This window comes from Vogesella oryzae, assembly GCF_902829295.1.
GTDB lineage: Bacteria > Pseudomonadota > Gammaproteobacteria > Burkholderiales > Chromobacteriaceae > Vogesella > Vogesella oryzae.
Genome location: NZ_CADEPL010000020.1, coordinates 110,230 through 133,754 on the forward strand (window position 1 = coordinate 110,230; position 23,525 = coordinate 133,754).

19 protein-coding genes are annotated in these 23,525 nt (G+C 65.3%); 12 read left to right on the forward strand and 7 right to left on the reverse strand.

The window, feature by feature from the left end; all coding sequences use genetic code 11:
• Positions 1-17 precede the first annotated feature (17 nt).
• The 4 genes from prpC (at position 18) to HU218_RS09020 (ending at position 5,799) form a co-directional block, all read left to right on the forward strand.
• Entirely contained in the window at positions 18-1,166 is a 1,149-nt protein-coding gene (gene prpC, locus HU218_RS09005) for a bifunctional 2-methylcitrate synthase/citrate synthase (protein WP_174874601.1), read from the forward strand.
• 117 nt (positions 1,167-1,283) lie between these two features.
• Entirely contained in the window at positions 1,284-3,884 is a 2,601-nt protein-coding gene (gene acnD / locus HU218_RS09010; RefSeq protein WP_174874602.1) for a Fe/S-dependent 2-methylisocitrate dehydratase AcnD, read from the forward strand.
• Between the two features lie 74 nt (positions 3,885-3,958).
• Positions 3,959-5,146: a 2-methylaconitate cis-trans isomerase PrpF gene (prpF, locus tag HU218_RS09015; RefSeq protein ID WP_174874603.1), complete on the forward strand. Its 1,188-nt coding sequence runs from the start codon at positions 3,959-3,961 to the stop codon at positions 5,144-5,146.
• A gap of 161 nt (positions 5,147-5,307) precedes the next feature.
• Positions 5,308-5,799 (forward strand): thermonuclease family protein, encoded by a 492-nt coding sequence (locus HU218_RS09020; protein ID WP_174874604.1) that lies wholly within the window; start codon positions 5,308-5,310, stop codon positions 5,797-5,799.
• A 25-nt stretch (positions 5,800-5,824) separates the two neighbouring features.
• On the opposite strand, the gene HU218_RS09025 is transcribed toward HU218_RS09020, so the two are convergent.
• From HU218_RS09025 to HU218_RS09035, 3 genes are all read right to left on the reverse strand, one after another.
• Complete coding sequence (locus HU218_RS09025) at positions 5,825-7,054, reverse strand: GGDEF domain-containing protein (RefSeq protein ID WP_174874605.1); 1,230 nt, start codon at positions 7,052-7,054, stop codon at positions 5,825-5,827.
• A gap of 12 nt (positions 7,055-7,066) precedes the next feature.
• Positions 7,067-8,104, reverse strand: coding sequence for an ABC transporter substrate-binding protein (locus tag HU218_RS09030; protein WP_174874606.1), 1,038 nt, complete (start codon positions 8,102-8,104; stop codon positions 7,067-7,069).
• Between the two features lie 270 nt (positions 8,105-8,374).
• Positions 8,375-9,286, reverse strand: coding sequence for a LysR family transcriptional regulator (locus HU218_RS09035; protein WP_174874607.1), 912 nt, complete (start codon positions 9,284-9,286; stop codon positions 8,375-8,377).
• Positions 9,287-9,394: 108 nt separating this feature from the next.
• Here HU218_RS09035 and lysA point away from each other — a divergent pair, with 108 nt between their 5' ends.
• Complete coding sequence (gene lysA, locus HU218_RS09040) at positions 9,395-10,633, forward strand: diaminopimelate decarboxylase (protein ID WP_174874608.1); 1,239 nt, start codon at positions 9,395-9,397, stop codon at positions 10,631-10,633.
• A 165-nt stretch (positions 10,634-10,798) separates the two neighbouring features.
• A complete protein-coding gene (locus tag HU218_RS09045; RefSeq protein WP_174874609.1) occupies positions 10,799-11,227 on the forward strand; it encodes an Hsp20/alpha crystallin family protein in 429 nt (142 codons plus the stop codon).
• On the opposite strand, the gene HU218_RS09050 is transcribed toward HU218_RS09045, so the two are convergent.
• Complete coding sequence (locus HU218_RS09050) at positions 11,224-12,147, reverse strand: LysR family transcriptional regulator (protein ID WP_174874610.1); 924 nt, start codon at positions 12,145-12,147, stop codon at positions 11,224-11,226. The genes HU218_RS09045 and HU218_RS09050 overlap by 4 nt on opposite strands.
• A gap of 128 nt (positions 12,148-12,275) precedes the next feature.
• Here HU218_RS09050 and HU218_RS09055 point away from each other — a divergent pair, with 128 nt between their 5' ends.
• Entirely contained in the window at positions 12,276-13,031 is a 756-nt protein-coding gene (locus HU218_RS09055; RefSeq protein WP_174874611.1) for an SDR family NAD(P)-dependent oxidoreductase, read from the forward strand.
• 126 nt (positions 13,032-13,157) lie between these two features.
• Positions 13,158-14,558: a DHA2 family efflux MFS transporter permease subunit gene (locus HU218_RS09060; RefSeq protein ID WP_246210894.1), complete on the forward strand. Its 1,401-nt coding sequence runs from the start codon at positions 13,158-13,160 to the stop codon at positions 14,556-14,558.
• Between the two features lie 7 nt (positions 14,559-14,565).
• On the opposite strand, the gene HU218_RS09065 is transcribed toward HU218_RS09060, so the two are convergent.
• Positions 14,566-15,051: an Lrp/AsnC family transcriptional regulator gene (locus tag HU218_RS09065; protein ID WP_174874612.1), complete on the reverse strand. Its 486-nt coding sequence runs from the start codon at positions 15,049-15,051 to the stop codon at positions 14,566-14,568.
• Between the two features lie 117 nt (positions 15,052-15,168).
• On the opposite strand from HU218_RS09065, the gene HU218_RS09070 reads away from it, so the two are divergent.
• From HU218_RS09070 to HU218_RS17035, 3 genes are all read left to right on the forward strand, one after another.
• The gene (locus HU218_RS09070) at positions 15,169-16,200 is read left to right on the forward strand and encodes a histone deacetylase family protein (protein WP_174874613.1); all 1,032 of its coding nucleotides are present in this window, start codon (positions 15,169-15,171) and stop codon (positions 16,198-16,200) included.
• Between the two features lie 208 nt (positions 16,201-16,408).
• Complete coding sequence (locus tag HU218_RS09075) at positions 16,409-17,194, forward strand: substrate-binding periplasmic protein (protein ID WP_174874614.1); 786 nt, start codon at positions 16,409-16,411, stop codon at positions 17,192-17,194.
• A gap of 91 nt (positions 17,195-17,285) precedes the next feature.
• Positions 17,286-19,886 (forward strand): bifunctional diguanylate cyclase/phosphodiesterase, encoded by a 2,601-nt coding sequence (locus tag HU218_RS17035; RefSeq protein ID WP_174874615.1) that lies wholly within the window; start codon positions 17,286-17,288, stop codon positions 19,884-19,886.
• Positions 19,887-19,979: 93 nt separating this feature from the next.
• On the opposite strand, the gene HU218_RS09085 is transcribed toward HU218_RS17035, so the two are convergent.
• Complete coding sequence (locus HU218_RS09085; RefSeq protein WP_246210895.1) at positions 19,980-20,891, reverse strand: LysR family transcriptional regulator; 912 nt, start codon at positions 20,889-20,891, stop codon at positions 19,980-19,982.
• 173 nt (positions 20,892-21,064) lie between these two features.
• Between HU218_RS09085 and HU218_RS09090 the strand changes: the two genes are divergently transcribed.
• Positions 21,065-22,471 (forward strand): MFS transporter, encoded by a 1,407-nt coding sequence (locus tag HU218_RS09090; protein ID WP_174874617.1) that lies wholly within the window; start codon positions 21,065-21,067, stop codon positions 22,469-22,471.
• 9 nt (positions 22,472-22,480) lie between these two features.
• On the opposite strand, the gene HU218_RS09095 is transcribed toward HU218_RS09090, so the two are convergent.
• Entirely contained in the window at positions 22,481-23,440 is a 960-nt protein-coding gene (locus HU218_RS09095; RefSeq protein ID WP_174874618.1) for a helix-turn-helix domain-containing protein, read from the reverse strand.
• Between the last annotated feature and the right edge of the window lie 85 nt (positions 23,441-23,525).

Below are 23,525 nucleotides of genomic sequence, written 5' to 3' on the forward strand. Positions count from 1 at the left end.
CACAAAGGAGAAACAGCATGAGTGAAGTGGTTCTGACCGGCAAACCGAAGAAATCCGTTGCCCTGTCCGGCGTTGCCGCCGGCAACACTGCACTGTGCACCGTTGGCCGCACCGGCAACGACCTGCACTACCGCGGCTACGACATCCTGGACCTGGCGGCGCACTGCGAATTCGAAGAAGTCGCCTACCTGCTGGTACACGGCAAGCTGCCGAACAAGGCCGAGCTGGCCGGCTACAAGAAGAAACTGAAAAGCCTGCGCGGCCTGCCGGCGTCGGTAAAAGCGGTGCTGGAAGCGCTGCCGGCCGCCGCCCATCCGATGGACGTGATGCGTAGCGGCGTGTCCGCGCTGGGCTGCGCGCTGCCGGAAAAAGACGACCACAACGCCGCTGGTGCCCGCGACATCGCCGACCGGCTGATGGCCAGCCTCGGCTCGATGCTGCTGTACTGGTACCACTTCAGCCACAACGGCAAGCGCATCCACGTCGAAACCGATGACGACTCCATCGGCGGCCACTTCCTGCACCTGCTGCATGGCGAGAAGCCGTCCGAGCAATGGGTACGCGCGATGCACACCTCGCTGAACCTGTATGCCGAGCACGAATTCAACGCCTCCACCTTTACCGCCCGCGTCATCGCCGGCACCGGCTCCGACCTGTACAGCGCCATCACCGGCGCCATCGGCGCGCTGCGCGGCCCGAAACACGGCGGCGCCAACGAAGTAGCGTTCGAAGTGCAGAAACGCTACGAAAACCCGGACGAAGCCGAGGCCGACATCAAGGCCCGCGTGGAACGCAAGGAGGTGGTGATCGGCTTCGGCCACCCGGTGTACACCATCAGCGACCCGCGCAATAAAGTGATCAAGGAAGTGGCGCGCGAACTGTCGCTGGCCGCCGGCGACACCAAGATGTTCGACATCGCCGAACGGCTGGAAACCGTGATGTGGGACATCAAGAAGATGTTCCCGAACCTGGACTGGTTCAGCGCGGTGAGCTACCACATGATGGGCGTGCCCACCGCGATGTTCACCCCGCTGTTTGTGATCGCCCGCACCAGCGGCTGGAGCGCGCATGTGATGGAGCAGCGTGTCGATGGCAAGATCATCCGCCCGTCGGCCAACTACACCGGCCCGGAAGACCTGCCTTTCGTGCCGCTGTCGCAACGCTAAGCCGTCAGGCCGCGTCACCTGCCGGTGGTGCGGCCCCACAACAATAACCAGCATCCGGCACCTTGCGGCCAACGTTGGCCGCAAGGTAATCGCCACCCTCACCCTTGTGCCCATGCCATGAACAGCCAATACCGCAAGCCACTGCCCGGCACCGCCCTCGACTACTTCGATGCCCGTGCCGCCGTTGAAGCCCTCCAGCCCGGCGCCTGGGCCGGCCTGCCCTATACCGCCCGCGTACACGCCGAGAACATCGTCCGCCGTGCCGACCCGGCCATCATCAACGACTGCCTGCTGCAGCTGATCGAGCGCAAGCGCGAGCGCGACTTCCCGTGGTTCCCGGCCCGCGTGGTTTGCCACGACATCCTCGGCCAGACCGCGCTGGTGGATCTGGCCGGCCTGCGTGACGCCATTGCCGACCAGGGCGGCGACCCGGCCAAGGTGAACCCGGTGGTGCCCGTGCAGCTGATCGTCGACCACTCGCTGGCCGTGGAATGCGGTGGTTTCGACCCGGAGGCGTTCCAGAAAAACCGAGACATCGAAGATCGGCGCAACGAAGACCGCTTCCACTTCATCGAGTGGACCAAGACCGCGTTCGACAACGTGGACGTGATTCCGGCCGGCAACGGCATCATGCACCAGATCAACCTGGAGAAGATGTCGCCGGTCATCCACGCCGACAACGGCGTGGCCTACCCGGATACCTGCGTCGGCACCGACAGTCATACCCCGCACGTGGATGCGCTCGGCGTGATCGCGGTGGGCGTGGGCGGCCTGGAAGCCGAAAACGTGATGCTGGGCCGCGCCTCGTGGATGCGGCTGCCGGATATCGTCGGTGTGGAGCTGAGCGGCCGCCGCCAGCCCGGCATCACCGCCACTGACGTGGTGCTGGCGCTCACCGAATTCCTGCGTCAGCAAAAAGTGGTCGGCGCCTATCTGGAATTCTATGGTGCCGGTGCTGCCAGCCTCACCATCGGCGACCGTGCCACCATCTCCAATATGGCTCCGGAATACGGCGCCACCGCCGCCATGTTCGCCATCGACGGCCAGACGCTGGACTATCTGCGCCTGACCGGCCGCAGCGACGAACAGGTAAAGCTGGTGGAAAGCTACGCCAGGGAAGCCGGCCTGTGGGCCGACAGCCTGCGCGAGGTGCAGTACGAGCGCGTACTGCGCTTCGACCTGTCGAGCGTGGTGCGCAACATGGCCGGCCCGTCCAACCCGCACAAACGCCTGCCGACCTCGGCGCTGGCCGAGCGCGGCATTGCGGCCAACCTGGAAGCGGCGCGCGCCGAAGAAGCGCAGGGCCTGATGCCGGATGGTGCGGTAATCATCGCCGCCATCACCAGCTGCACCAACACCAGCAACCCGCGCAATGTGATCGCCGCTGGCCTGCTGGCCCGCAACGCCCGCAAGCTCGGCCTGGTACGCAAGCCGTGGGTGAAGACCTCGCTGGCCCCTGGCTCCAAGGTGGTGAAACTGTATCTGGAAGAAGCCGGCCTGCTGGACGACCTGGAAGCACTGGGCTTCGGCATCGTCGCCTATGCTTGTACCTCCTGTAACGGCATGTCCGGTGCGCTGGAACCGCACATCCAGCAGGAGATCATTGACCGCGACTTGTACGCCACCGCCGTACTGTCCGGCAACCGCAACTTCGACGGCCGTATCCACCCGTACGCCAAGCAGGCCTTCCTGGCCTCGCCGCCACTGGTGGTGGCCTACGCCATCGCCGGTACCGTACGTTTCGACATCGAGCAGGATGTGCTGACCGTGGTGGATGGCAAGGCAATCCGCCTCAAGGACATCTGGCCGAGTGACGAGGAAATCGACGCCATCGTGGCACGCGCGGTGAAGCCGGAGCAGTTCAACCAGATCTACATCCCGATGTTCGAGAAGCGCGCCACCGAGAAGGCCGCCTCGCCGCTGTACGACTGGCGCCCGATGAGCACTTATATTCGCCGCCCGCCGTACTGGGAAGGCGCGCTGGCCGGTGAGCGCACCTTGCGCGGCATGCGCCCGCTGGCACTGCTGCCGGACAACATCACCACCGACCATTTGTCGCCGTCCAACGCCATCCTGATGAACTCGGCAGCCGGCGAGTACCTGCACAAGATGGGCTTGCCGGAGGAGGACTTCAACTCCTACGCCACCCACCGCGGCGACCACCTCACCGCGCAGCGCGCCACCTTCGCCAACCCGCAGCTGGTAAACGAAATGGCCGTGGTGGATGGTGAAGTGAAGAAAGGCTCGCTGGCGCGTGTGGAACCGGAAGGCAAGGTGATGCGCATGTGGGAAGCCATCGAAACCTATATGAACCGCAAGCAGCCGCTGATCATCGTGGCCGGCGCCGACTACGGCCAGGGCAGCTCGCGTGACTGGGCCGCCAAAGGCGTGCGTCTGGCCGGGGTGGAAGCCATCGTCGCCGAAGGCTTCGAGCGCATTCACCGCACCAACCTGATCGGCATGGGCGTGCTGCCGCTGGAGTTCAAGCCGGGTACCACCCGCAAGACGCTGCAGCTGGACGGCACCGAAACCTATGATGTGCAGGGCCAGCTGACCCCGCGCGCCGAGCTGACGCTGGTGATCCACCGCAAGAACGGCGAGACCTTGCAAGTGCCGGTAACCTGCCGTCTGGATTCGGACGAAGAGGTGTCGGTGTACGAAGCCGGTGGCGTGCTGCAACGCTTTGCCAAGGACTTCCTGCAAGGCGCCACCGCCTGATGCCACGCTGCGGCCAACCTTGCGAGGTTGGCCGCAAGCAGTTTGCCGCCCGACATTTTTATCCAGGAGCGCCCATGGCTCACCCTTCCCAGATTCGCATCCCCGCCACCTACATCCGCGGCGGCACCAGCAAGGGAGTGTTCTTCCGCCTGCAGGACTTGCCGGAACGCTGCCAGCAGCCCGGCCCGGCACGCGATGCGCTGTTCATGCGCGTGATCGGCAGCCCCGACCCCTACTCCGCCCACATCGACGGCATGGGTGGCGCCACTTCCAGCACCAGCAAGTGCGTGATCCTGTCCCAAAGCAGCCAGCCCGATCACGACGTGGACTACCTGTACGGCCAGGTCGCCATCGACAAGGCCTTTGTCGACTGGAGCGGCAACTGCGGCAACCTGAGCACCGCCGCCGGCGCTTTTGCCATCCACGCCGGATTGATCGACCCGGCGCGCGTGCCGGACAACGGCGTGTGTGTGGTGCGCATCTGGCAAGCCAATATCCAGAAAACCATCATCGCCCATGTGCCGGTGACTAACGGCCAGGTACAGGAAACCGGTGATTTCGAGCTGGATGGCGTCACCTTTCCGGCGGCCGAGATCGTGCTGGAGTTCATGGATCCGTCTGACGACGGCGACGAAGGCGGCAGCATGTTCCCCACCGGCAAGCTGGTGGACGATCTGGAAGTACCCGGCGTCGGCACCTTCAAGGCCACCATGATCAGTGCCGGCATTCCCACCATCTTCGTCAATGCCGCCGACATCGGTTACAGCGGCACCGAGCTGCGTGAGGCCATCAACACTGACCCGGCGGCGCTGGCAAGATTCGAAGCCATCCGCGTCGCCGGCGCGCTGCGCATGGGGCTGATCAAGACGCCGGCAGAAGCCGCTACCCGCCAGCACACGCCGAAAATCGCCTTCGTCGCGCCGCCGGCCGACTACACCGCCGCCAGCGGCAAGCAGATCAAGGCCGGCGACATCGATGTACTGGTGCGGGCGCTGTCGATGGGTAAGCTGCACCACGCCATGATGGGCACCGCCGCGGTAGCCATCGCCACCGCCGCCGCCGTGCCCGGCACGCTGGTGAACCTGGCGGCCGGTGGCGGCGAACGCAACACGGTGCGTTTCGGCCATCCGTCCGGCACCCTGCGCGTGGGTGCCGAGGCCAAACTGGTCGACGGCCAGTGGCTGGTCACCAAAGCCATCATGAGCCGCAGCGCGCGCATCCTGATGGAGGGCTGGGTGCGGGTGCCGTCTGACGCGTTCTAAACCGGCAGCGCCTCCACGCCAACATTGCGGCCAACCTGCTGACAGGTTGGCCGCATCGTATTTGTAGTTACGCTACGGCGCTTGTGACAACGCGGATACATGGTCGACAAATCCACGCATGATCCAGCGGCGACAATGGGGCATTCCATCCGAGCCTGCCCATGTCCCGATTCTCCTGCTGGCACTGCTTGCTGTTGTGCCTGTTATCCGCCGCACCAGCCCTCGCCCGCGCCGAGGGTTTGCTGACCAGCTTCTACTGCGTAGTGCAGGCGGTAGAGTCCGGCAACGCTTTCAGCTGTGTGCGCTATCGCCAGCTGCCGGACAGCGAAGAGGTCGAGCAAAGCCGCGTGCGCGTCAGCCTGCTGGCGTTCCAGCCGCCGCCGGACAACCACCCGCTGGCGGCCGCAAGCTATACCCAGCTGGACAACATCCTGTTGTATCAGCAGGTGCGGGTGGATGTGTTCGGGGTAGACAAGGTTGGCCGCGACCTGGCCCGCGTGCGGCTATACAAGGCGGATATCACGGCAGCGTTGCTAAGCCGCGGGCTGGGCAGTGTCGACCGCTCGCAATACGGCGCCTATTACTACGTACCGTTCGAGCGTGAGGCACGTAACGAGGGACTAGGCATCTGGGCGCAATCTGACCCGCTGTGATGCCGGTCGGCAGTGGACAGGCGGCTCAGCTTTCCACGCGGTTGCGGCCCTGCATCTTGGCCTGATACAGCAGGGTATCGGCCCGCTTCAGCCACGCGTCCAGCTCTTCGTCCGGCTGCCAGATGGCGACACCGAGGCTGGCCGTCAACTGCAGGCGGCGGCCATCCTCCAGCAGCATGGAAGTGGCAACCGCCTCGCGCAGCCGCTCGGCCACAAGGCGGGCGTTGTCGCCGCCGGTATCCGGCAGCACCACCACGAACTCTTCGCCACCGAAACGCACCACCCAGTCGATATCGTTGCGTAGCTGGCTGCGCAGGCGCGTGGCCACCTCGCGCAGCACCTCGTCACCGACCAGGTGGCCGTATTCGTCGTTGATCTGCTTGAAGTGATCGATATCGCAGAACACCAGCGCCAGCGGTTGGCCGCTTCGCTGCGCCCGCGCGGTTTCCTGCGGCAGGCGCTCGTCCAGAAACGCACGGTTGTAACAACCGGTCAGGGTGTCATGGGTCAGCAGGTCGCGAATATCGGCCAGCGCGCTTTCCAGCTGCCGCGTGCGCTCCGCCACCTGCTGGTCAAGCGACTCGATATGTTCGGTCAGCGCATTCTGCAGGGTGCCAAAACCGGCGGCGACCAGATCGATCTCGTCATGCATATCGCGTTTGCCGCGCTGCAGCCGCAGCGGCGAGGTCAGCGTGTGCGGGCCGAGGCGGCCGGCAAAATCGGCCATCGCGTGCATGGGCTTTTCCAGGTCGCGCCGCAGCACGTACACCACCAGCGCACAGAGCAACACCGTCAGCAGGAAATAGCCCAGCAACATGCCGGCCAGGGCTAACGCCACCTGCCGGTAGATGTAGTTGTCCTTGAGCACGATCAGCAGCTCGCCCAGCGCCTTGCCGCCACCGGCCGGCGGCGGAATGACAAAGCGCGAGACCTGGTTGTGGTACAGCAGCGAGGCATCGCCGGCCTCGAACATCTGCCCGGTCACCACATTGACGCGCACAAAGCCGACGCCTGGTCGGGCGGCGATCACCGCCAGCTGCTGCCGCACGGTGGCCGGCTCGATGTCCCACAGCGCCACCGACAGCATCGGCATATTGCTGCTGGCAACGTACTGGATATTGCCCAGCAGCTGTTGCCGCACCGAGTGGTACGTCCACACCCCCTGCACGGCACTGAACAGCAGGGTACAGCAAGTCGCCAGCAGGGCCAGACGGCGGATCAGCGCATAGGCAAGCGAGCGGAAGTTTTGCGGCAAAGTGCGACTTTCTTACTTGAGCAGTTGCTGGAAGCCGAAATCGTAGCGCTTCAGACGCGGATTGAATGCCTTGCTGTAGTGACGGAAGTCGACGCGCGAGAAATCCATATCTCCGTAATAGCGCAGATAGCGCTCGGCGCTGGCGGCATCGAACAGCGTGAACATGGTGCGATCCAGCTCCAGCCCTTCCGTGGCGAAGTCGATGCCGCGGTTGTAGTCGTACAGCATCACCAGCGCCCAGGCGCCGGCAATGAAATGGCCGCCGGACAGCGCAGCCAGGCTGCCGTCACGCAGTGCCTGCATCGCTTCGGTCGAGGTATTGATGCCGCTGAAGAAGGCATCCTTGCCCGGCTGGCCGCCCCGCTTACGCCAGCTGTCCATGGCGCCAAAGGTCATCAGGTCGTTGCCGGCCCACACCATGCGCGCCTGCGGATAACGCAGGTATAGCCAATCGCTCTGCTCCGCGCCGCGCGCGCGGTTCCAGGCGGCGTAGACCTCCTGCACCAGCTCCACGTCACCGGCTTCGGCCACGGCCTTGCGCATGCCCTCGTCCCGGGCGATCGAGGCAGGGGTGGAACGGTCGCCACCAATGGCGATCAGCTGCAGCTTGCCGCCCACCCGCGGCAGCTTCGCCTTGCGCGCACGCTGGATCAGCGCCTTGGCCGACTGGTAGCCGGCATCTTCCGCGCGCGGCTCCAGCGACCCCAGCCACAGGTGGAACTGGGTGCGCGGCGCGCCCATCGGCTCCGGCCCCTTGTCGTCGCCACGGCCGCTAAAGGCCAGGAAGGTGCGGATACCGGCGGAATCCAGCAACCGCAGGATTTCCGGTCCGGTGCCGTAGTCGTTGGACAGGATCACATAGTCCGGGCGCTTGTCCCTGGGGCGGGCCACGATCTCGCGGGCGAATTCCACGGCGCGGGGATGAACCCGCTCGGCGTACAGCACTTCCAGCTGCACGCCCAGATCGTCGGCCGCGGCCTGCATCGCGCGCGTGGCGGTCAGCCAATAGATCTCGTCATGCTTGCCCGGGTTGATGAAAGTCACCGACATGGCCTGGGCCAGGCCGCAATACAGCAAACAGCAGAACACGAGTAGCGTCCGTCGCACCAAGACATCCTCCGGTTTGTTTTCTGAAAGAACGATACGGAACGGCGTCCGCACGGCCTGCAATTATTTAATGCAGTAATTTTAAACAAAAACAGCAATAAACTCTAAACAAACCGTAAACATGCGTCGCCCACGCACAACAGCCAAAAACACAATCACAGCAATGCCTTAACCCTGCGGTCGCATACGAAACCGCTAGTTGCAGCCGGCCGGCTAGATCGCCGCCAGCCGTTGCTGCAGCAGCGCCGCCTCCTGCTGCAGCAGTGCGACAAAAGTGCCGCTCAGCGGTGTCGATGGCCGGAACTGCGGCAACACCACGCTAACCGCAAACGGCACCGATACGGCAAAGCGGCGCAGCTGCATCCCCTGTCCGGCCATGGCCAGCGCGGTAAGCGGGTTGACGATGGCGACCCCCAGCCCCTGCTGCACCAGTGCGCACACCGACACCGCGCTGTGCGTCTCCCACACCAGCTGCCGCGCCACGCCGGCGGCGGCGAACACCGCATCCAGCTGCAGCCGGTAGGCATCCTGCGGCGACAGGCTGACAAACGGCTGCCCGGCAAAATCCTGCGGCGCCAGCACCGCCTTGGCCAGCAGTGGGTGACCCTCCGGCAATACGCACACTTCGTCGGCGCTGAGCAGCGGCTGCAGGCTGGTGCCCGGCGGCGGCTCCGCCGATTCGGTCAGACCGATGTCGAAGCGCTGCGCCGACAGCCACTCCTCCAGCAGCGGCGACTCCTGCGGCGTGATTGCCACCCGCACATTGCCCGCCTGTTGTTGCAGGCGCCGGCACACCGCCGGCAGCAAGGCATGGGCAAACGCCGGCAGGCAGGCGACGGCCAGCTGGCCGCCATCCGGCCGCGCCAGGTTGGCCGCAGTTTCTACAATACGTTCCAGACCGATATAGGAACGCTGCACCTCGTCGAACAGTGCCAGTGCCGGCGCCGTCGGCTGCAGCCGGCCCTTGATGCGGTCGAACAACACAAAGCCCAGCATTTGCTCCAGCCGCGCCAGCTCGCGGCTGACGGTGGGCTGCGAGGTGTGCAGCAAGGCGGCGGCGGCGGTGACGCTGCCGCTGGTCATCACCGCGCGGAACACTTCGATGTGTCGGTGTGAAATGCTCATCACCATTCCATATCAAAAATGAATTGATTGGCAAAATATTAGCATTTTACTGAATCAACCACCGGCGGCATGATGCAAGGCAGCCACTTCCAGATCAGGAAAAATTCCATGCAGACTCCCGACACCGCCCGCCTCGCCGCGCTGGCACAGCAATACGGCACCCCGCTGTGGACTTACGACGCCGCGGTGATCCGCGAGCGTATCGCCGCACTGCGCCAGTTCGACACCATCCGCTTCGCGCAAAAAGCCTGCAGCAACGTGCACATCCTGCAGCTGATGCGCGAACAGGGCGTGAAAGTGGACGCGGTATCGCGTGGCGAAATCCTGCGTGCGCTGGCCGCCGGCTTCGATGCTGCCGGCGAGCCGTCCGGCATCGTGTTCACCGCCGACCTGATCGACCGCCCGACGCTGGCGCTGGTGGTCGAGCACAGCATTCCGGTCAACGCCGGTTCCATCGACATGCTGCAGCAGCTGGGCGAAGCCTCCCCCGGCCATCGCGTGTGGCTGCGCATCAACCCGGGTTTCGGCCATGGCCACAGCAACAAGACCAATACCGGTGGCGAGCACAGCAAGCACGGCATCTGGCATAGCGACCTGCCGGCAGCGCTGGCGGTGATCCGCCAGTACGGCCTGCAGCTGATCGGCCTGCACATGCACATCGGCTCCGGCGTCGACTACAGCCACCTGCAGGAAGTGTGCGGCGCCATGGTCAACCTGGTACGGCTGGTGAAGAACGCCGGCCACGACCTGCACGCCATCTCCGCCGGCGGCGGGCTGTCGATTCCGTATCGCGACGGCGACGCCACCGTGGATACCGGCCATTATTTCGGGCTGTGGGATGCCGCGCGCCAGGAAGCCGCCGCGCTGATCGGCCATCCGCTGGCACTGGAGATCGAGCCCGGCCGCTACCTGGTGGCCGAGTCCGGCAACCTGCTGGCCGAGGTCCGCGCCACCAAGGACGTTGGCCGCAACCATTTCGTGCTGGTGGATGCCGGCTTCAACGAGCTGATGCGTCCGTCGATGTACGGCAGCTACCACCACATCAGCGTGGTACCGCATGACGGCGTGCAACAGGCCGAAAAAGACTGCGTGGTGGCCGGCCCGCTGTGCGAATCCGGTGACGTGTTCACCCAGGGCGACGGTGGCGTGGTGGTGCCGCGTCGCATGCCGGCGGCCAACATCGGCGACCTGCTGGTATTCCACGATACCGGTGCCTACGGCGCCTCGATGTCCAGCAACTACAACACCCGCCCGCTGATCGCCGAAGTGCTGGTGGATGGCGACAGCGACCGCCTGATCCGCCGCCGCCAGACGGTGGAAGAACTGCTGGCGCTGGAGCTGCAATAAGCCCGTTGCGCCCCAGGACAAGGCCACGCCAGCGCGTGGCCTTGTTGTTATCTGCGGCAGATCAACTCCGCGTTTTAGCCGGCTTGAGAAGCGGCGACAGGGGCACTATATCAAGGGCAAGCGGCGCAGCCGCCGTGTCAACCCTCTGATATGCAAGGAGAAGTCATGAACATCCTGCCCTCCCGCAATGGCCTGTTCGACGAACTGTTCCGCGATTTCGCCAGCCCGGGGTTCTTCATCAAGCCGCTGCACGGTGACACCCTGCCCTCGCAGATCAAGCTGGACGTCAACGAATCCGACAACGGCTACACCGTGCTGGCCGAAGTGCCGGGCGTCGACAAGGAAGACATCCATGTCGAGATCGACGGCGCCCAGGTCACCATCAAGGCCGAGGTGAAACAGTTCGACAGCCAGCACAAGGACGAGCGCAACCTGCGCAGCGAGCGCTACTACGGCATGGTGTCGCGCAGCTTCCAGCTGCCGGCCGACATCGACCGCGAGCAGGCCAGCGCCAAGTACGAAAACGGCGTACTGACGCTCAGTCTGCCCAAACGTCGCGGCAGTACCGGCGGCGCCCGGCTGAAAGTGGACTAGGTCGCAGCAACCGCCACCGCCTGCAGCTGCGGACGGATCACCGCGTCCAGCCAGTTCATGAACAGCTGCACCCGTCGCGGCTGGTGGCGGCGGTTGGCATACAGCAGGCTCACCGGCATCGGTGCCGCCTGCCATTGCGGCAGCACCTCCTGCAACTGCCCGGCAGCCAACTGTGCCGTCACCGCCATGCGCGGCAACTGGATGATGCCGATGCCGGCAAGGCAAGCCGCCAGGTAGGCATCGGCGCTGTTCACCACCAGCTGGCCGGCTACCGCGACATGACGGCGCTGGCCGTCGGCATCCAGATACTCGAAACCGTCCGGCTTGTTGCCCAGCTGCGCCACGTAGTGCACCAGCCGGTGGCCGGCCAGATCGTCCGGCGTCTGCGGCGTGCCGTGCGCCGCCAGATAGTCCGGACTGGCGCAATTCACCAGCGGCAGCAGCCCCAGCGGCCGGCAGACCAGACTGGCATCGCCGATCTCGCCTACCCGCACCACGCAATCGAAACCCTCGCGCACCAGGTCGACACGGCGGTCGGTGCCCGACAACTCCAGCTGCAGCCCCGGATGGGCCGCCAGGAAAGCCGGCAGCTGCGGCAGCACCATATTGCGGGCGATGCCACTGGACATGTCCACCCGCAGCCGGCCACTGACCGCCGCCTGTTGCTGCTGGAACAACGCCCCCAGCTCGTCGAAATCCGCCAGCAGGTCGCGGCTGCGCTCCAGAAACAGCTGGCCGTCCTGGCTCAGCTGCACCCGCCGCGTGGTCCGGTGCAGCAGCCGGGTACCCAGCCGGTTTTCCAGCTGCCGCACCGCGTCCGACACGGTGGCGCGCGGCAGGCCCAGCGTTTCGCTGGCACGCACAAAGCTGCCCAGCTCTGCCACCCGCAGGAAAATGCGCATCGCGTCCAGTTGCTCCATTGCCCGTCCAATTATCCGGATAATCCGTACAGTCTAACCGTAATCAGCCGGTTTATTGCGCCACCAACCGGCAATAGACTGCAGCGCATGACGGCAGCCGCCGCCCGCCCACCTGCAAGGAACCCATCATGCGCAAGATCGCCATCATCACCGGAGCCAGCCGTGGCCTGGGCCGTAACACCGCCCTGAAGCTGGCCGCCCGCCACACCGATATCATCCTTACCTACCACAGCAACCGTGCCGCCGCCGACGAGGTGGTGGCCGCTATCGCAGCGCTGGGCGGCAAGGCCGTCGCGCTGCAACTGGACGTGGGACAGCTCGCCAGCCACGCCGGCTTTGCCGACGCGGTACGCAGCGCGCTGCGCACACACTGGCAGCGTGACAGCTTCGACTTTCTGGTCAACAACGCCGGCATGGGTGTGCATGCCGCCTTTGCCGACACCAGCGAAGCGCAGTTCGACCTGCTGCTGAATACCCACTTCAAGGGCATGTTTTTCCTCACCCAGCGCCTGCTGCCGCTGCTGGCCGACGGCGGCCGTATCGTGAATCTGTCCAGCGGGCTGGCCCGCTTCGCGCTGCCCGGCTATGCCGCCTACGCGGCGATGAAGGGCGCGGTGGAGGTGCTGACCCGCTACCTGGCCAAAGAGCTGGGCCCGCGCGGCATCGCCGTCAACACCATCGCCCCAGGCGCCATTGCCACCGATTTTGGCGGTGGCTCGGTACGCGACAATCCGGAGCTGAACCGCTTCGTTGCCAGCCAGACGGCACTGGGCCGCGTCGGCGAGGCGGACGACATCGGCGGCGCCATTGCGGCGCTACTGTCCGACGACAGCCGCTGGGTCAACGCGCAGCGCATCGAGGTGTCCGGCGGCATGATGCTGTAACGCTACAAGGTTGGCCGCGGGCCTGCGGCCAACCTGACCCGTCGGACAGGAAACCATTACCTTGCGTGACCATCAACAGGCTAACTATCTGGTAAATTATCGCCCTGCCTGTCGCCTGTACCCGCTATGCCATTCCGTCTGTCTCGCAGCATGCTCACGCCGCTGATCATTGCTACCGCCCTGTTCATGGAAAACATGGACGCCACCGTGATTGCCACCTCGCTGCCGGCGATTGCCGGCGCCCTTGGCGTCGACCCGATTGCGCTCAAGCTGGCACTGACTTCCTACCTGGTCAGCCTGGCGGTGTTCATTCCGCTGAGCGGCTGGATGGCCGACCGCTTTGGCGCCCGCCGCATTTTCCGTGCCGCCATCGTGGTGTTCAGCGCCGGCTCGCTGCTGTGCGCCTTCAGCAGCAGCCTGGTCGGCTTCGTGCTGGCGCGTTTCATCCAGGGTATCGGCGGCGCGATGATGGTGCCGGTAGGCAAGCTGGTGATCCTGCGCACCACCGAGAAAAGCCAGCTGGTGCGGGCGATGAGCTATCTGACCATTCCGGCATTGCTGGGGCCGGTGGTCGGTCCGCCGCTGGGCGGCTTCATCAGCACCTATTTCCACTGGCGCTGGATTTTCCTGATCAATCTGCCGATCGGCCTGCTGGGGCTGGTGCTGGCCGGCCGCTACATTGCCAACCTGCGCGATGACCAGGTGCCGCCGCTGGATGTCCGCGGCTTTGTGCTGGTCGGGCTGGGCTTGTCGCTGGCGATGCTGGGCCTGGCCAGCGAGGGCAAGCACATGTTGTCGGCCGGCTTGTCCACCCTGCTGACGCTGCTGGGGGCGGTGCTGCTGGTGCTGTATCCGTGGCATGTGCGCCGCCGCCAGCATCCGCTGCTGGATCTGTCGCTGCTGCGCTTGCCCACGTTTCACGTCAGCCTGATCGGCGGCTTCCTGTTCCGTGTCGCCATGGGCTCCACCCCGTTCCTGCTGCCGCTGATGCTGCAACTGGGCTTTGGCCTGACGCCATTCCAGTCCGGCCTGCTGACCTGTTCCACCGCGCTGGGCGCCATGTTCATGAAAACCATCGTCAGCCGCATCCTGCAGCGCTTCGGTTTCCGCCAGGTGCTGATGGTCAACAGCATGCTGTGCGGTCTGTCGTTTGCCGGCTACGGCCTGTTCGATGCCCACAGCCCGCACTGGCTGATGCTGGCGACCTTCCTGCTGGGCGGCTGCCTGCGCTCGCTGCAATTCACCAGCCTCAATGCCATCGCCTTTGCCGACATCAGCCCGGCCGGCATGAGCCATGCCTCCACCCTGTCCAGCGTGGTGATGCAGCTGGCCGCCGGCGTGGGGGTCACGTTGGCCGCATTCGTGCTGCAGGGGGTCGCCAGCTGGCAGGGCCACGCCACGCTGCAGGCCAGCGATTTCTCGTGGGCCTTCGTGGCCATGGGCGGGCTGGCCATGCTGTCGACACTGCAGTTCCGCCGCCTGCCGGCCCAGGCCGGCGCCCAGCTGGCCGGCGCGCAGTCGGCATAATTGTCGGCTAGCTGCCCAGCGGCAGCCGGCTGCCGGCCTTGATCTCGCGCAGCGCCAGGCTGGAGTGAATCGCCGCCACGCCCGGCATCTGCCGCAGCACGTTCTCGACGAACTGGCTGTAATCGTCCAGCGAGCGCGCCACCACCTGCAGCAGGTAATCGGCATTGCCGGTGATCTTGTGGCAGCCCAGCACCCGCGCCTCGGCCTGCATCGCCGCCTCGAAACGGTTGGGCAACTCGCCGCCATGCACGCCGAAGCTCACCTGCACGAAGGCCAGCACATCGTAGCCCAGCTTGCGGCGATCCAGATTGGCCTGGTAGCCGGTGATATAGCCTTCTTCCTCCAGCCGTTTCAGCCGCCGCCAGCATGGCGTCACGCTCAATGACAGCTGCTCCGCCAGCGCGGTATTGGACAGCGCACCATCCTGTTGCAGCAGGCGCAGGATAGTCAGATCGGTATCATCCAGCGCCCGGTTTAGGTTTTTTTCGCTCATTGCGGCCAACCTGTGAAAATATTTTCTCAATGCTAGCCAGCGATGGCGGCAAATGGCAAAGCAATTTCCGCCGCCGGCGCCGATACTGGGCCATCCTCCTGCCCAGGCCTTACCACCATGCTTACCTACTACAGCGACACCCACCGCCTGCACCACGGTTCCGAACTCAAGGACGGCGTGCTGATGCCCTGCTTCGAGATGCCCAGCCGCGCCGATACCGTGCTCAACCGCGTGCTGCAGCAGCAACTGGGCGAGGTTATCGCCCCGCAGAACTTCAGCATCGACCACTATGCCGGAGTGCACAGCCTGCGCTACCTCACCTTCTTGCAGAATGCGTGGCAGGAATGGCGCGACAGCGGCCGCGACCACGATGCGCTGCCGCTGGTGTGGCCGGTGCGCGATCTGCGCAGCGATCTGGAGCCGGAATTCATCGACGGCAAGCTGGGCTTCTACGCCATGAATGCCGGCGTGGCGATCACCGCCGGCACCTGGCAGGCGATCAAGACCAGCGCCGACCTGGCACTGAGCGGCATGGAGGCCATCCGCCACGGCGGCCAGCACGCCGCCTTCGCGCTGTGCCGCCCGCCCGGCCATCATGCCGCGCGCGAATACATGGGCGGTTACTGCTACCTGAACAATGCCGCCATCGCCGCCCAGTACGCGCGCGACAACGGCGCCCGCCGCGTGGCGGTGCTGGATGTGGACTACCACCACGGCAACGGCACCCAGAGCATCTTCTACGACCGCGCCGACGTGTTGTTCCTGTCCTTGCACGGCGACCCGAAGAACAGCTACCCATACTTCTCCGGCCACCGCGACGAACTGGGTGCCGGCGACGGCTTCGGCTACAACCTCAACCTGCCGCTGCCGCACGGCACCGACTGGCAAGGCTACCGCGCCGCCTTGCAGCATGCCTGCCAGCACATTGCCGGCTACGCGCCGGACGCGGTGGTGGTCTCGCTGGGGGTGGACACCTTCAAGGACGACCCGATCAGCCGTTTCTGTCTGGAAAACGACGACTACCTGCGCATCGGCCAACTGCTGGCCCGGCTCGGCATCCCGACGCTGTTTGTGCTGGAAGGCGGCTACATGGTGGATGACATCGGCGTCAACGCGGTGAATGTGCTGCAGGGCTTCGAGGCGGCTTGAACGAGGACACCGCAAGGCAAGAAAATGCGAATGCAATACTAGTCATCAGCGACAAATGTCCACAGCAAGTTTGATCTTTCGCAGTTTGTGCCGGGACAAGCTCCAATAGAATCGCCGCAACCGCCTACCACGATGCCTTGACAGCACATGCTGCCAAGGCTCGTTTCGTATGGGCACGGTCACCAGTTTCCACGAAAGCCCACCCACCATGAAACGCACGGTCCTGAGCCTGCTGGCCGCCACCTGTATGCTGGCACTACCCGCCGCCCACGCCGGCCACCTGGACAAGATTCAGTCCGCCAACGAGCTGAAAGTCTGTATCTGGCCGGATTACTACGGCATCTCCTACCGCAACCCGAAAACGCTGCAGCTCTCCGGCATCGATATCGAGATGGCCAATGCGCTGGGGCAGGAGCTGCGGGTGCCGGTGCGTTTCATCGACAGCTCGTTTGCCACGCTGATCAGCGACATCGAGCAGGACAAGTGCGACATCGCCATGTTTGCCATCGGTATCACCCCGCAGCGTAGCGAACGGCTGCGCTTCACCCGCCCGCACCTGATCAGCGATATCTACGCCATCACCACTCGCAGCAACCGCCGCATCCAGAGCTGGGCCGATCTCGACAAGCCCGGCACCGTGGTGGCCGTGGCCAAGGGCACGCTGCACGAAGCGGTGATGCGCGAGAAACTGAAGCAAGCCACCTTGCTGGTCACCGCTACTCCGCAGGGTCGGGAACAGGAAGTGGAAGCCGGCCGCGCCGATGTGTTCATGACCGACTACCCGTTCAGCCGCCGCATGCTGGAAACCACCGACTGGGCCCGCCTGGTATCACCGCCGAGCACCTATCATCTGACGCACTACGCCTATGCCATGCAGAAGGGCGACGATGCCTGGTACCAGCGGGTATCGTCCTTCCTCGACAAGGTGCGTGCCGATGGCCGTCTGCTAGCTGCCATCAAGCGCAATAAACTGGACCCGATTGCTGAGCACTGAGGCGGCTGACACGGTGGACAGTTTGGGATCCCGAACGCCCGCAGCAGCACGCCGCCGGCGCCGCAACGTCTTTCTGACGGCGGTCACGCTGGTGCTGCTGACGGTAGGCATCGCCACCGGCGCGGTTCTGTGGCGACTGCACAATGACGCCCTCGAGCGGCAGTTTGCGCTGGCCGGCCTGACCGCGCGCGCCATGGAAGACCAGCTGACCCAGAGCCTCACCGTGGTGGAGCACACCCTCACCCTGGCAGGTAGTGATCCGCAGGCGCGCCAGCGGCTGGCGTTCTACCTGCAGCAGGCACCCTACCTGCGTTCGGTTGCGCTGGCCGATTCCACCGACCGCATCCGCCACAGCTCCAATGCGGCCAACCTTGGCATCGCACTGGATCGCCGCATGTTCATGCCGCAAAGTACGGCGCCGGTGGCGGTGTTGCGCAGCGGGTCACTGTTTGCCGGCCGCGATTTCGCCGATCTGCGGAGCGCCCCCCGGCAGCCGGCGGACAACCTCAGTTTCATTCCGCTCCTGCTGGATGTCCCGCAGCCGGACGGCAGCTGGCATACGGTCGTGGCTGCACTGAATACCGATTACTTCCTGAACTTTTACACCTCGCACCTCACAGCCTTGCATGGCCAGATTGCGCTGCTGCGTTACGATGGCAGCCTGCTTATCCGCAGCAATCCGCAGCCTGCTGCCACGGTATACAGCCCGGCACTGCGTATCCGGCTGGCACAGAGCGAAGCAGGCAGTTTTACGGAACAGCTGGCGGATGGCCGCCAGCTGATCACCGCCTACCGGGCATCTCGCGTCTATCCATTCATCATCGCGGTGCGGCTGGATCGCCAGCAGATACTGGCCAACTGGCGGCATGAGGCCAATTTCGCGGTTGCGATGGTTGGCAGCATCCTGCTGCTGCTGATCGGCATGGCCAGCGTGTACTACCTGCGCTTCGAGAAACTGGAAGCCCGCCGTCAGCGCGATGAAGAACAGCTGCGCATTGCCGCCGCCGCGTTCGAATCGCAGGAGGGCATTTTCGTTACCGATGCCGACAACACCATCCTGCGGGTCAACAGCGCCTTCAGCACCATTACCGGCTACAGCGAAGCAGAAGCCGTCGGCCAAACCCCGCACCTGCTGAGTTCGGGCAAACATCCACAAGCGTTTTACGACGAGATGTGGCGACAGTTACAAAGCTGTCGCTTCTGGAGCGGTGAAATCTGGAACCGTCGCAAGAGCGGCGACATTTATCCGGAGTGGCTCACCATCACCGCGGTAAGCGATGCGCAAAACCACATCAGCCACTACGTTGCCACGCTGACGGATATCACCCAGCGCAAACGTGCCGAGGAAGAAATCCGTAATCTGGCGTATTACGACCCGCTGACCCGGCTGCCGAACCGCCGCCTGTTGCTGGAACGCCTGCAGCAGGCAGTCGGCAGTGCCGGACGACGCGGCAACGAAGGCGCGCTGCTGTTCATCGACCTGGATAACTTCAAGACCCTGAACGATACCCTCGGCCACGACATGGGCGACTTGCTGCTGCAGGATGTTGCCCTGCGGCTGAACCAGTGCGTGCGCGAAGATGACACCGTGGCCCGGCTCGGGGGCGATGAGTTCGTGATTTTGCTGCCCAACTTAAGTAAAAACCACGACGAAGCGGCCAAGCTTGCGCAGCGGCTGGGTGAACGCATCCGGCTGGCACTGAACGTGCCCTACGACCTGGCTGGCCATGACTACCACGCCACCCCCAGCATCGGCATTGCCATGTTTGCCGATGGCCAGCACAACGGCGACGAGTTGATGAAACGCGCCGACCTGGCCCTGTACAGCGCCAAGGCCGCCGGCCGCAATGCGGTGCATTTCTTTGACCCGCAGATGCAAAAGAACCTGAGCGAACGCGCCAGTCTGGAAGCGGCGCTGCGCCAGGCCGTGGCTGGCGACCAGCTACGCCTGCTGTACCAGCCGCAGATTGACCACACCGGCACGATCTATGGCGCGGAAGTGCTGTTGCGCTGGCAGCACCCGACGCTGGGGCTGCTAAGTCCGGACCGTTTTATTGCACTGGCGGAAGAAACCGGGCTGATCATCCCCATCGGGCAATGGGTGCTGGAACAAGCCTGTCTCCAGCTACAGCAATTCAGCCTGCAGCCCGCCATGGCGGGCCTCAGCCTGTCGGTGAACATCAGCATCAGGCAACTGCGGCAAACAGATTTTACCGTCCAGGTACAGCGCATACTCGCCGCCAGCGGTGCGCCGCCGCAACGGCTGGTACTGGAACTTACCGAAAGCGGACTGGTAGACGATATCGAAGCCAGCAGCCGCAAGATGGCACCACTACGGCACAGCGGCGTGCAGTTTGCGCTGGATGATTTCGGCACCGGCTATTCGTCACTTGCCTACCTGAAAAAACTGCCGCTCGACCAGCTGAAAGTTGACCAGTCCTTTGTGCGCAACGTCATGCACGACCAGCACGATGCCGCCATCGTACGTACCGTCATTGTGCTGGCCCGGGCGCTGAACCTGAACGTCGTGGCCGAAGGCGTGGAAACCGCAGAGCAGCTGGCATTTTTACAGCAACAAGGTTGCCATAATTATCAAGGCTATCTGTTTGGCCAGCCGATGCCGTTGTCGGAACTGCTTGCCCTGCATATGGGCGCCACAGCCACCCCAAGCAGCGCCCCGCTGAGCGCCTAGCTGCGGGCCGCGCGATGTGCTGCGGCGCCTTGCAGCGCAATACGAATGGGCAAGCCTGCCGCGACGGCAGCACTGCTACGCGCCAAGCCGGCGTCACGGCCCGACAGGCAGAGAAGGCGGCGTGTCCTGGCAGACAGACAGCAGCTGGGCACGCAGCCATTGATGCACCGGGTCGCCTTCCAGCCGGCCATGCCACAACATCGACACGGTGAACGGTGGCAGTGCTAGCGGCAGCGCAAAAGCAAACATCCCCTGCTGCAAGTTGCCGCTATGCCGCTCCGGCACCGTGGCCACCAGTCCGCTGTGGCGGGCCAGCGCCAGCGCAGCAGCGAAACCGCCCACCGACGTGACGATGCGCCGCGATGCACCTTGCGCCTGCAGCGCACGGTCTACCGGCTCGTTCCCCATGCCGTGGCGGCTGTCGGCCACATGCTCGCAGGCCAGATAACGCGCCAGCGTCACCTCGCCGCTGGCCAGCGGGTGCGACTGGCTGACCACGCCGACAAAGCGATCCCGAAACAGCGCCCGCACCCGCAGCTGCTGGGCCGGCAGCCGCCCGACCACCGCGGTTTCCAGATCGATCTCGCTTTCATGCCGGGCGCGGGTGTCACGATCGACCTTGGGCAGGAAGTCGAGCCGGATTCCCGGCGCCGCCTGGCGCAACCGGTCCAGCAGCGGCGGGCCAAAATTTTCCACAAACCCGTCACTGCACAGCAGCACGAAACGGCGGCTGACCTGCGCCGGGTCCAGCAAGGCGGCCGGGCGCAGCACCTGTTCTGCCGCCTGCACCAGCCCCTTCACCTGCTCCCGCAACGCCACGGCCCGCGGCGTGGGCAGCAGGCCGCGGCCGGCGCGCACCAGCAAGGGGTCGCCGGTGGCATCGCGCAGGCGCTGCAAGGTACGGCTCATGGCCGACGGGCTTAGCTGCAACCGGCGGGCCGCCCGCGCCACGCTGCCCTCTTCGAGCAGGACATCGAGCGCAATCAGCAAATTGAGATCTGGCATGGTCATCCGCCGAGCATAGCAGCAATTCGACAATGCGGCGTTACATGCACTATTCGAATGCAATTCGTGCGTCTTCCGCCACATGTCGGACCACCCTAGGCTTACAGCGTCAACATCACCGGCGCCCCGCCACACCGCGCCGGCCCGATCCACACGCCTTAACGGAAACGCATATGCCTACCCTACATTCGCCCACGGCCAGACCGCGTCTGGCCATGTTCTCGCTGGCCCTTGCCATGCTGTTGTCTGCGCTGGGCACCAGTATTGCCAACATTGCCCTGCCGACGCTGGCCAGCGTGTTTGCCGCCAGCTTCCAGCAAGTACAGTGGATCGTACTGGCCTACCTGCTGCCGCTGACTGCCCTCATCGTCAGCATCGGCCGGCTCGGCGACTTGCTGGGCCGGCGCAGGCTGCTGCTGGCCGGCGTCAGCCTGTTCAGCCTGGCAGCGCTGGCCTGCGCCACTCCCAGCCTGCCGCTACTGCTGCTTGCCCGGGCATGCCAGGGCATGGGGGCTGCCACCATGATGGCCTTGAGCATGGCCGTCGTCGCCGACATCGTGCCGGCCGAGAAAACCGGCACCGCGATGGGGCTGCTGGGCACCACCTCTGCGGTCGGCACCGCGCTGGGACCATCGCTGGGCGGCGGCTTGATCGCGCTTTTCGGCTGGCAGGCGGTATTTGTCATCCAGTTCCCTCTCGGCCTGGCCGCACTGCTGCTGATGGCCAGCAGCTTGCCGGCAGACCCGCCGGCAGCCAGCCGGCCAACCCGCGGCTTCGATCTGCCCGGTACGCTGCTGCTGGCGCTGGCCCTGCTGGCCTACGCACTGGGCATGACCCAGCGACATGGTGCTGCCGGCGGTGCCAGCCTGCCGCTGCTGGCGATGGCCGGCGTTCTGGGGCTGGCCTTCGTGCAGCACCAGCGCCGCGCCGCCGCGCCCTTGCTCAGCCTGTCGTTGTTGCGCCAGTCCGCCATGCGCAGCGGCCTCATCATGAGCCTGCTGGTATCGACGGTGATCATGGCCACGCTGGTGGTGGGACCGTTCTATCTGAGCCGCAGTCTCGGGCTGGCGGCAGCGCAGCTTGGCCTGGTGATGTCGTGCGGCCCGCTGGCGGCCGCCTTGTGCGGTGTTCCGGCCGGCAAGCTGGTAGACCGCTACGGCCCGCAAGACATGACCGTGGGCGGTCTGGCCGCCATGCTGGCCGGCTGCGGCGCCCTGGCCTGGCTGCCTGCCAGTCTTGGCGTGCCGGGTTACCTGCTGGCCCTGATTACCGTGACCTCCGGCTATGCGCTGTTTCAGGCCGCCAACAACACCATGGTGATGCGCGGCCAGGCGCCCGGCCAGCGCGGCCTCATTGCCGGCCTGCTCAACCTGTCCCGCAATCTGGGGCTGATTACCGGCACCGCGCTGATGGGCGCGCTGTTCGCCGCGGCAAGTGGCAGCCATCCGATTACCGCCGCCACGGCGGTGGCCACGGCCACCGGCCTGCACACCACCTTCACCGTGGCCGCCAGCCTGATCGCCGTGGCCATCGTACTGGCCTGGCAACAGCGCCGGCCGCCGCTGGTCCAGCCCGCCTGAAGCACCGGCTCAGCCGGGCGTGGCGGCCTGGAATGTCTGCCGCCAGGCGCTGGGCGCGACGCCGAACGCCTGGCGGAAATGCAGCCGCAACGAGGCGGCCGAGCCGAAGCCCGCCTGCTGCGCGATCTGCTCCACCGGCAGCGCACCGCTTTCCAGCAGCTGCTGCGTCAATGCCAGCCGCTGCGCCAGCAGCCAGCCCTGCACCGTACTGCCGGTCAGCTGGCGAAAGTGGCGGGTAAAGGTGCGCCGGCTCATCAGCGCGCGGGCCGCCAGACTGTCCAGCGTGTGCGGCTGCTGCAGATTGGCGCGCACCCAGTCCAGCAACCCGGCCAGCCGGCCGTCCCGCGCGCTTTCCGGCAGCGGCTGTTCGATGTACTGCGCCTGCCCGCCCTGGCGGTGCGGCGGCGTCACCAGCCGTCGCGCCACACTGTTGGCCGCAGCGGCACCACTGAGCTGGCGCAGCAGGTGCAGGCAGCAATCCAGCCCGGCGGCGGTGCCGGCCGAAGTCAGCAGCGAGCCGTCATCCAGGTACAGCACATCGGCATCGACAGTCACCGCCGGGAAGCGGTGGGCAAAATCGTCAGCATAGGCCCAGTGGGTGGTGGCACGGCGGCCATCCAGCAGCCCGGCCTGCGCCAGTACGTAGGCGCCCAGGCACAAGCCGACAATGCGCGCACCGCGATCGTGTGCCGCGCGCAAGGCGGCCAACAGTGGCGCCGGCGCGGTTTCGGCCGGATCGCGCCAGCTGGGCACGATCACCACGTCGGCGGTGTCCAGCGCCTCCAGCCCCGCCGCCGGCAACAGGCCAAAACCGGCGGAGCTGGCCAGCGGAGCGGCCTCGGCGGCACACACCTGCAGCCGGTAAGCCGGCGCTTGCAGGCGGTTCTCGCCGAACACCACACAGGGTACCGACAGATGGAACGGGCTGATGCGGTCAAATGCCACCACGGCAACACGGATTTCGGACATGACGGACTCCGGCACACAGATGGCCCGATCTTAACGTAAATTGTCATCCGGGCCACTCGTGACGGCGGCATGGCGGCGGCACACT

Coding starts and splice junctions, on each gene's coding strand:
- HU218_RS09035 (WP_174874607.1), bottom strand. CDS start 9,286: ATGAGCATTTCACACCGACACATCGAAGTGTTCCGCGCGGTGATGACC.
- prpC (WP_174874601.1), top strand. CDS start 18: ATGAGTGAAGTGGTTCTGACCGGCAAACCGAAGAAATCCGTTGCCCTG.
- HU218_RS09095 (WP_174874618.1), bottom strand. CDS start 23,440: ATGTCCGAAATCCGTGTTGCCGTGGTGGCATTTGACCGCATCAGCCCG.
- HU218_RS09045 (WP_174874609.1), top strand. CDS start 10,799: ATGAACATCCTGCCCTCCCGCAATGGCCTGTTCGACGAACTGTTCCGC.
- HU218_RS09060 (WP_246210894.1), top strand. CDS start 13,158: ATGCCATTCCGTCTGTCTCGCAGCATGCTCACGCCGCTGATCATTGCT.
- HU218_RS09085 (WP_246210895.1), bottom strand. CDS start 20,891: ATGCCAGATCTCAATTTGCTGATTGCGCTCGATGTCCTGCTCGAAGAG.
- HU218_RS09075 (WP_174874614.1), top strand. CDS start 16,409: ATGAAACGCACGGTCCTGAGCCTGCTGGCCGCCACCTGTATGCTGGCA.
- HU218_RS09050 (WP_174874610.1), bottom strand. CDS start 12,147: ATGGAGCAACTGGACGCGATGCGCATTTTCCTGCGGGTGGCAGAGCTG.
- HU218_RS09055 (WP_174874611.1), top strand. CDS start 12,276: ATGCGCAAGATCGCCATCATCACCGGAGCCAGCCGTGGCCTGGGCCGT.
- HU218_RS09030 (WP_174874606.1), bottom strand. CDS start 8,104: ATGTCGGTGACTTTCATCAACCCGGGCAAGCATGACGAGATCTATTGG.
- lysA (WP_174874608.1), top strand. CDS start 9,395: ATGCAGACTCCCGACACCGCCCGCCTCGCCGCGCTGGCACAGCAATAC.
- HU218_RS09020 (WP_174874604.1), top strand. CDS start 5,308: ATGTCCCGATTCTCCTGCTGGCACTGCTTGCTGTTGTGCCTGTTATCC.
- acnD (WP_174874602.1), top strand. CDS start 1,284: ATGAACAGCCAATACCGCAAGCCACTGCCCGGCACCGCCCTCGACTAC.
- HU218_RS09070 (WP_174874613.1), top strand. CDS start 15,169: ATGCTTACCTACTACAGCGACACCCACCGCCTGCACCACGGTTCCGAA.
- prpF (WP_174874603.1), top strand. CDS start 3,959: ATGGCTCACCCTTCCCAGATTCGCATCCCCGCCACCTACATCCGCGGC.
- HU218_RS09065 (WP_174874612.1), bottom strand. CDS start 15,051: ATGAGCGAAAAAAACCTAAACCGGGCGCTGGATGATACCGATCTGACT.
- HU218_RS09090 (WP_174874617.1), top strand. CDS start 21,065: ATGCCTACCCTACATTCGCCCACGGCCAGACCGCGTCTGGCCATGTTC.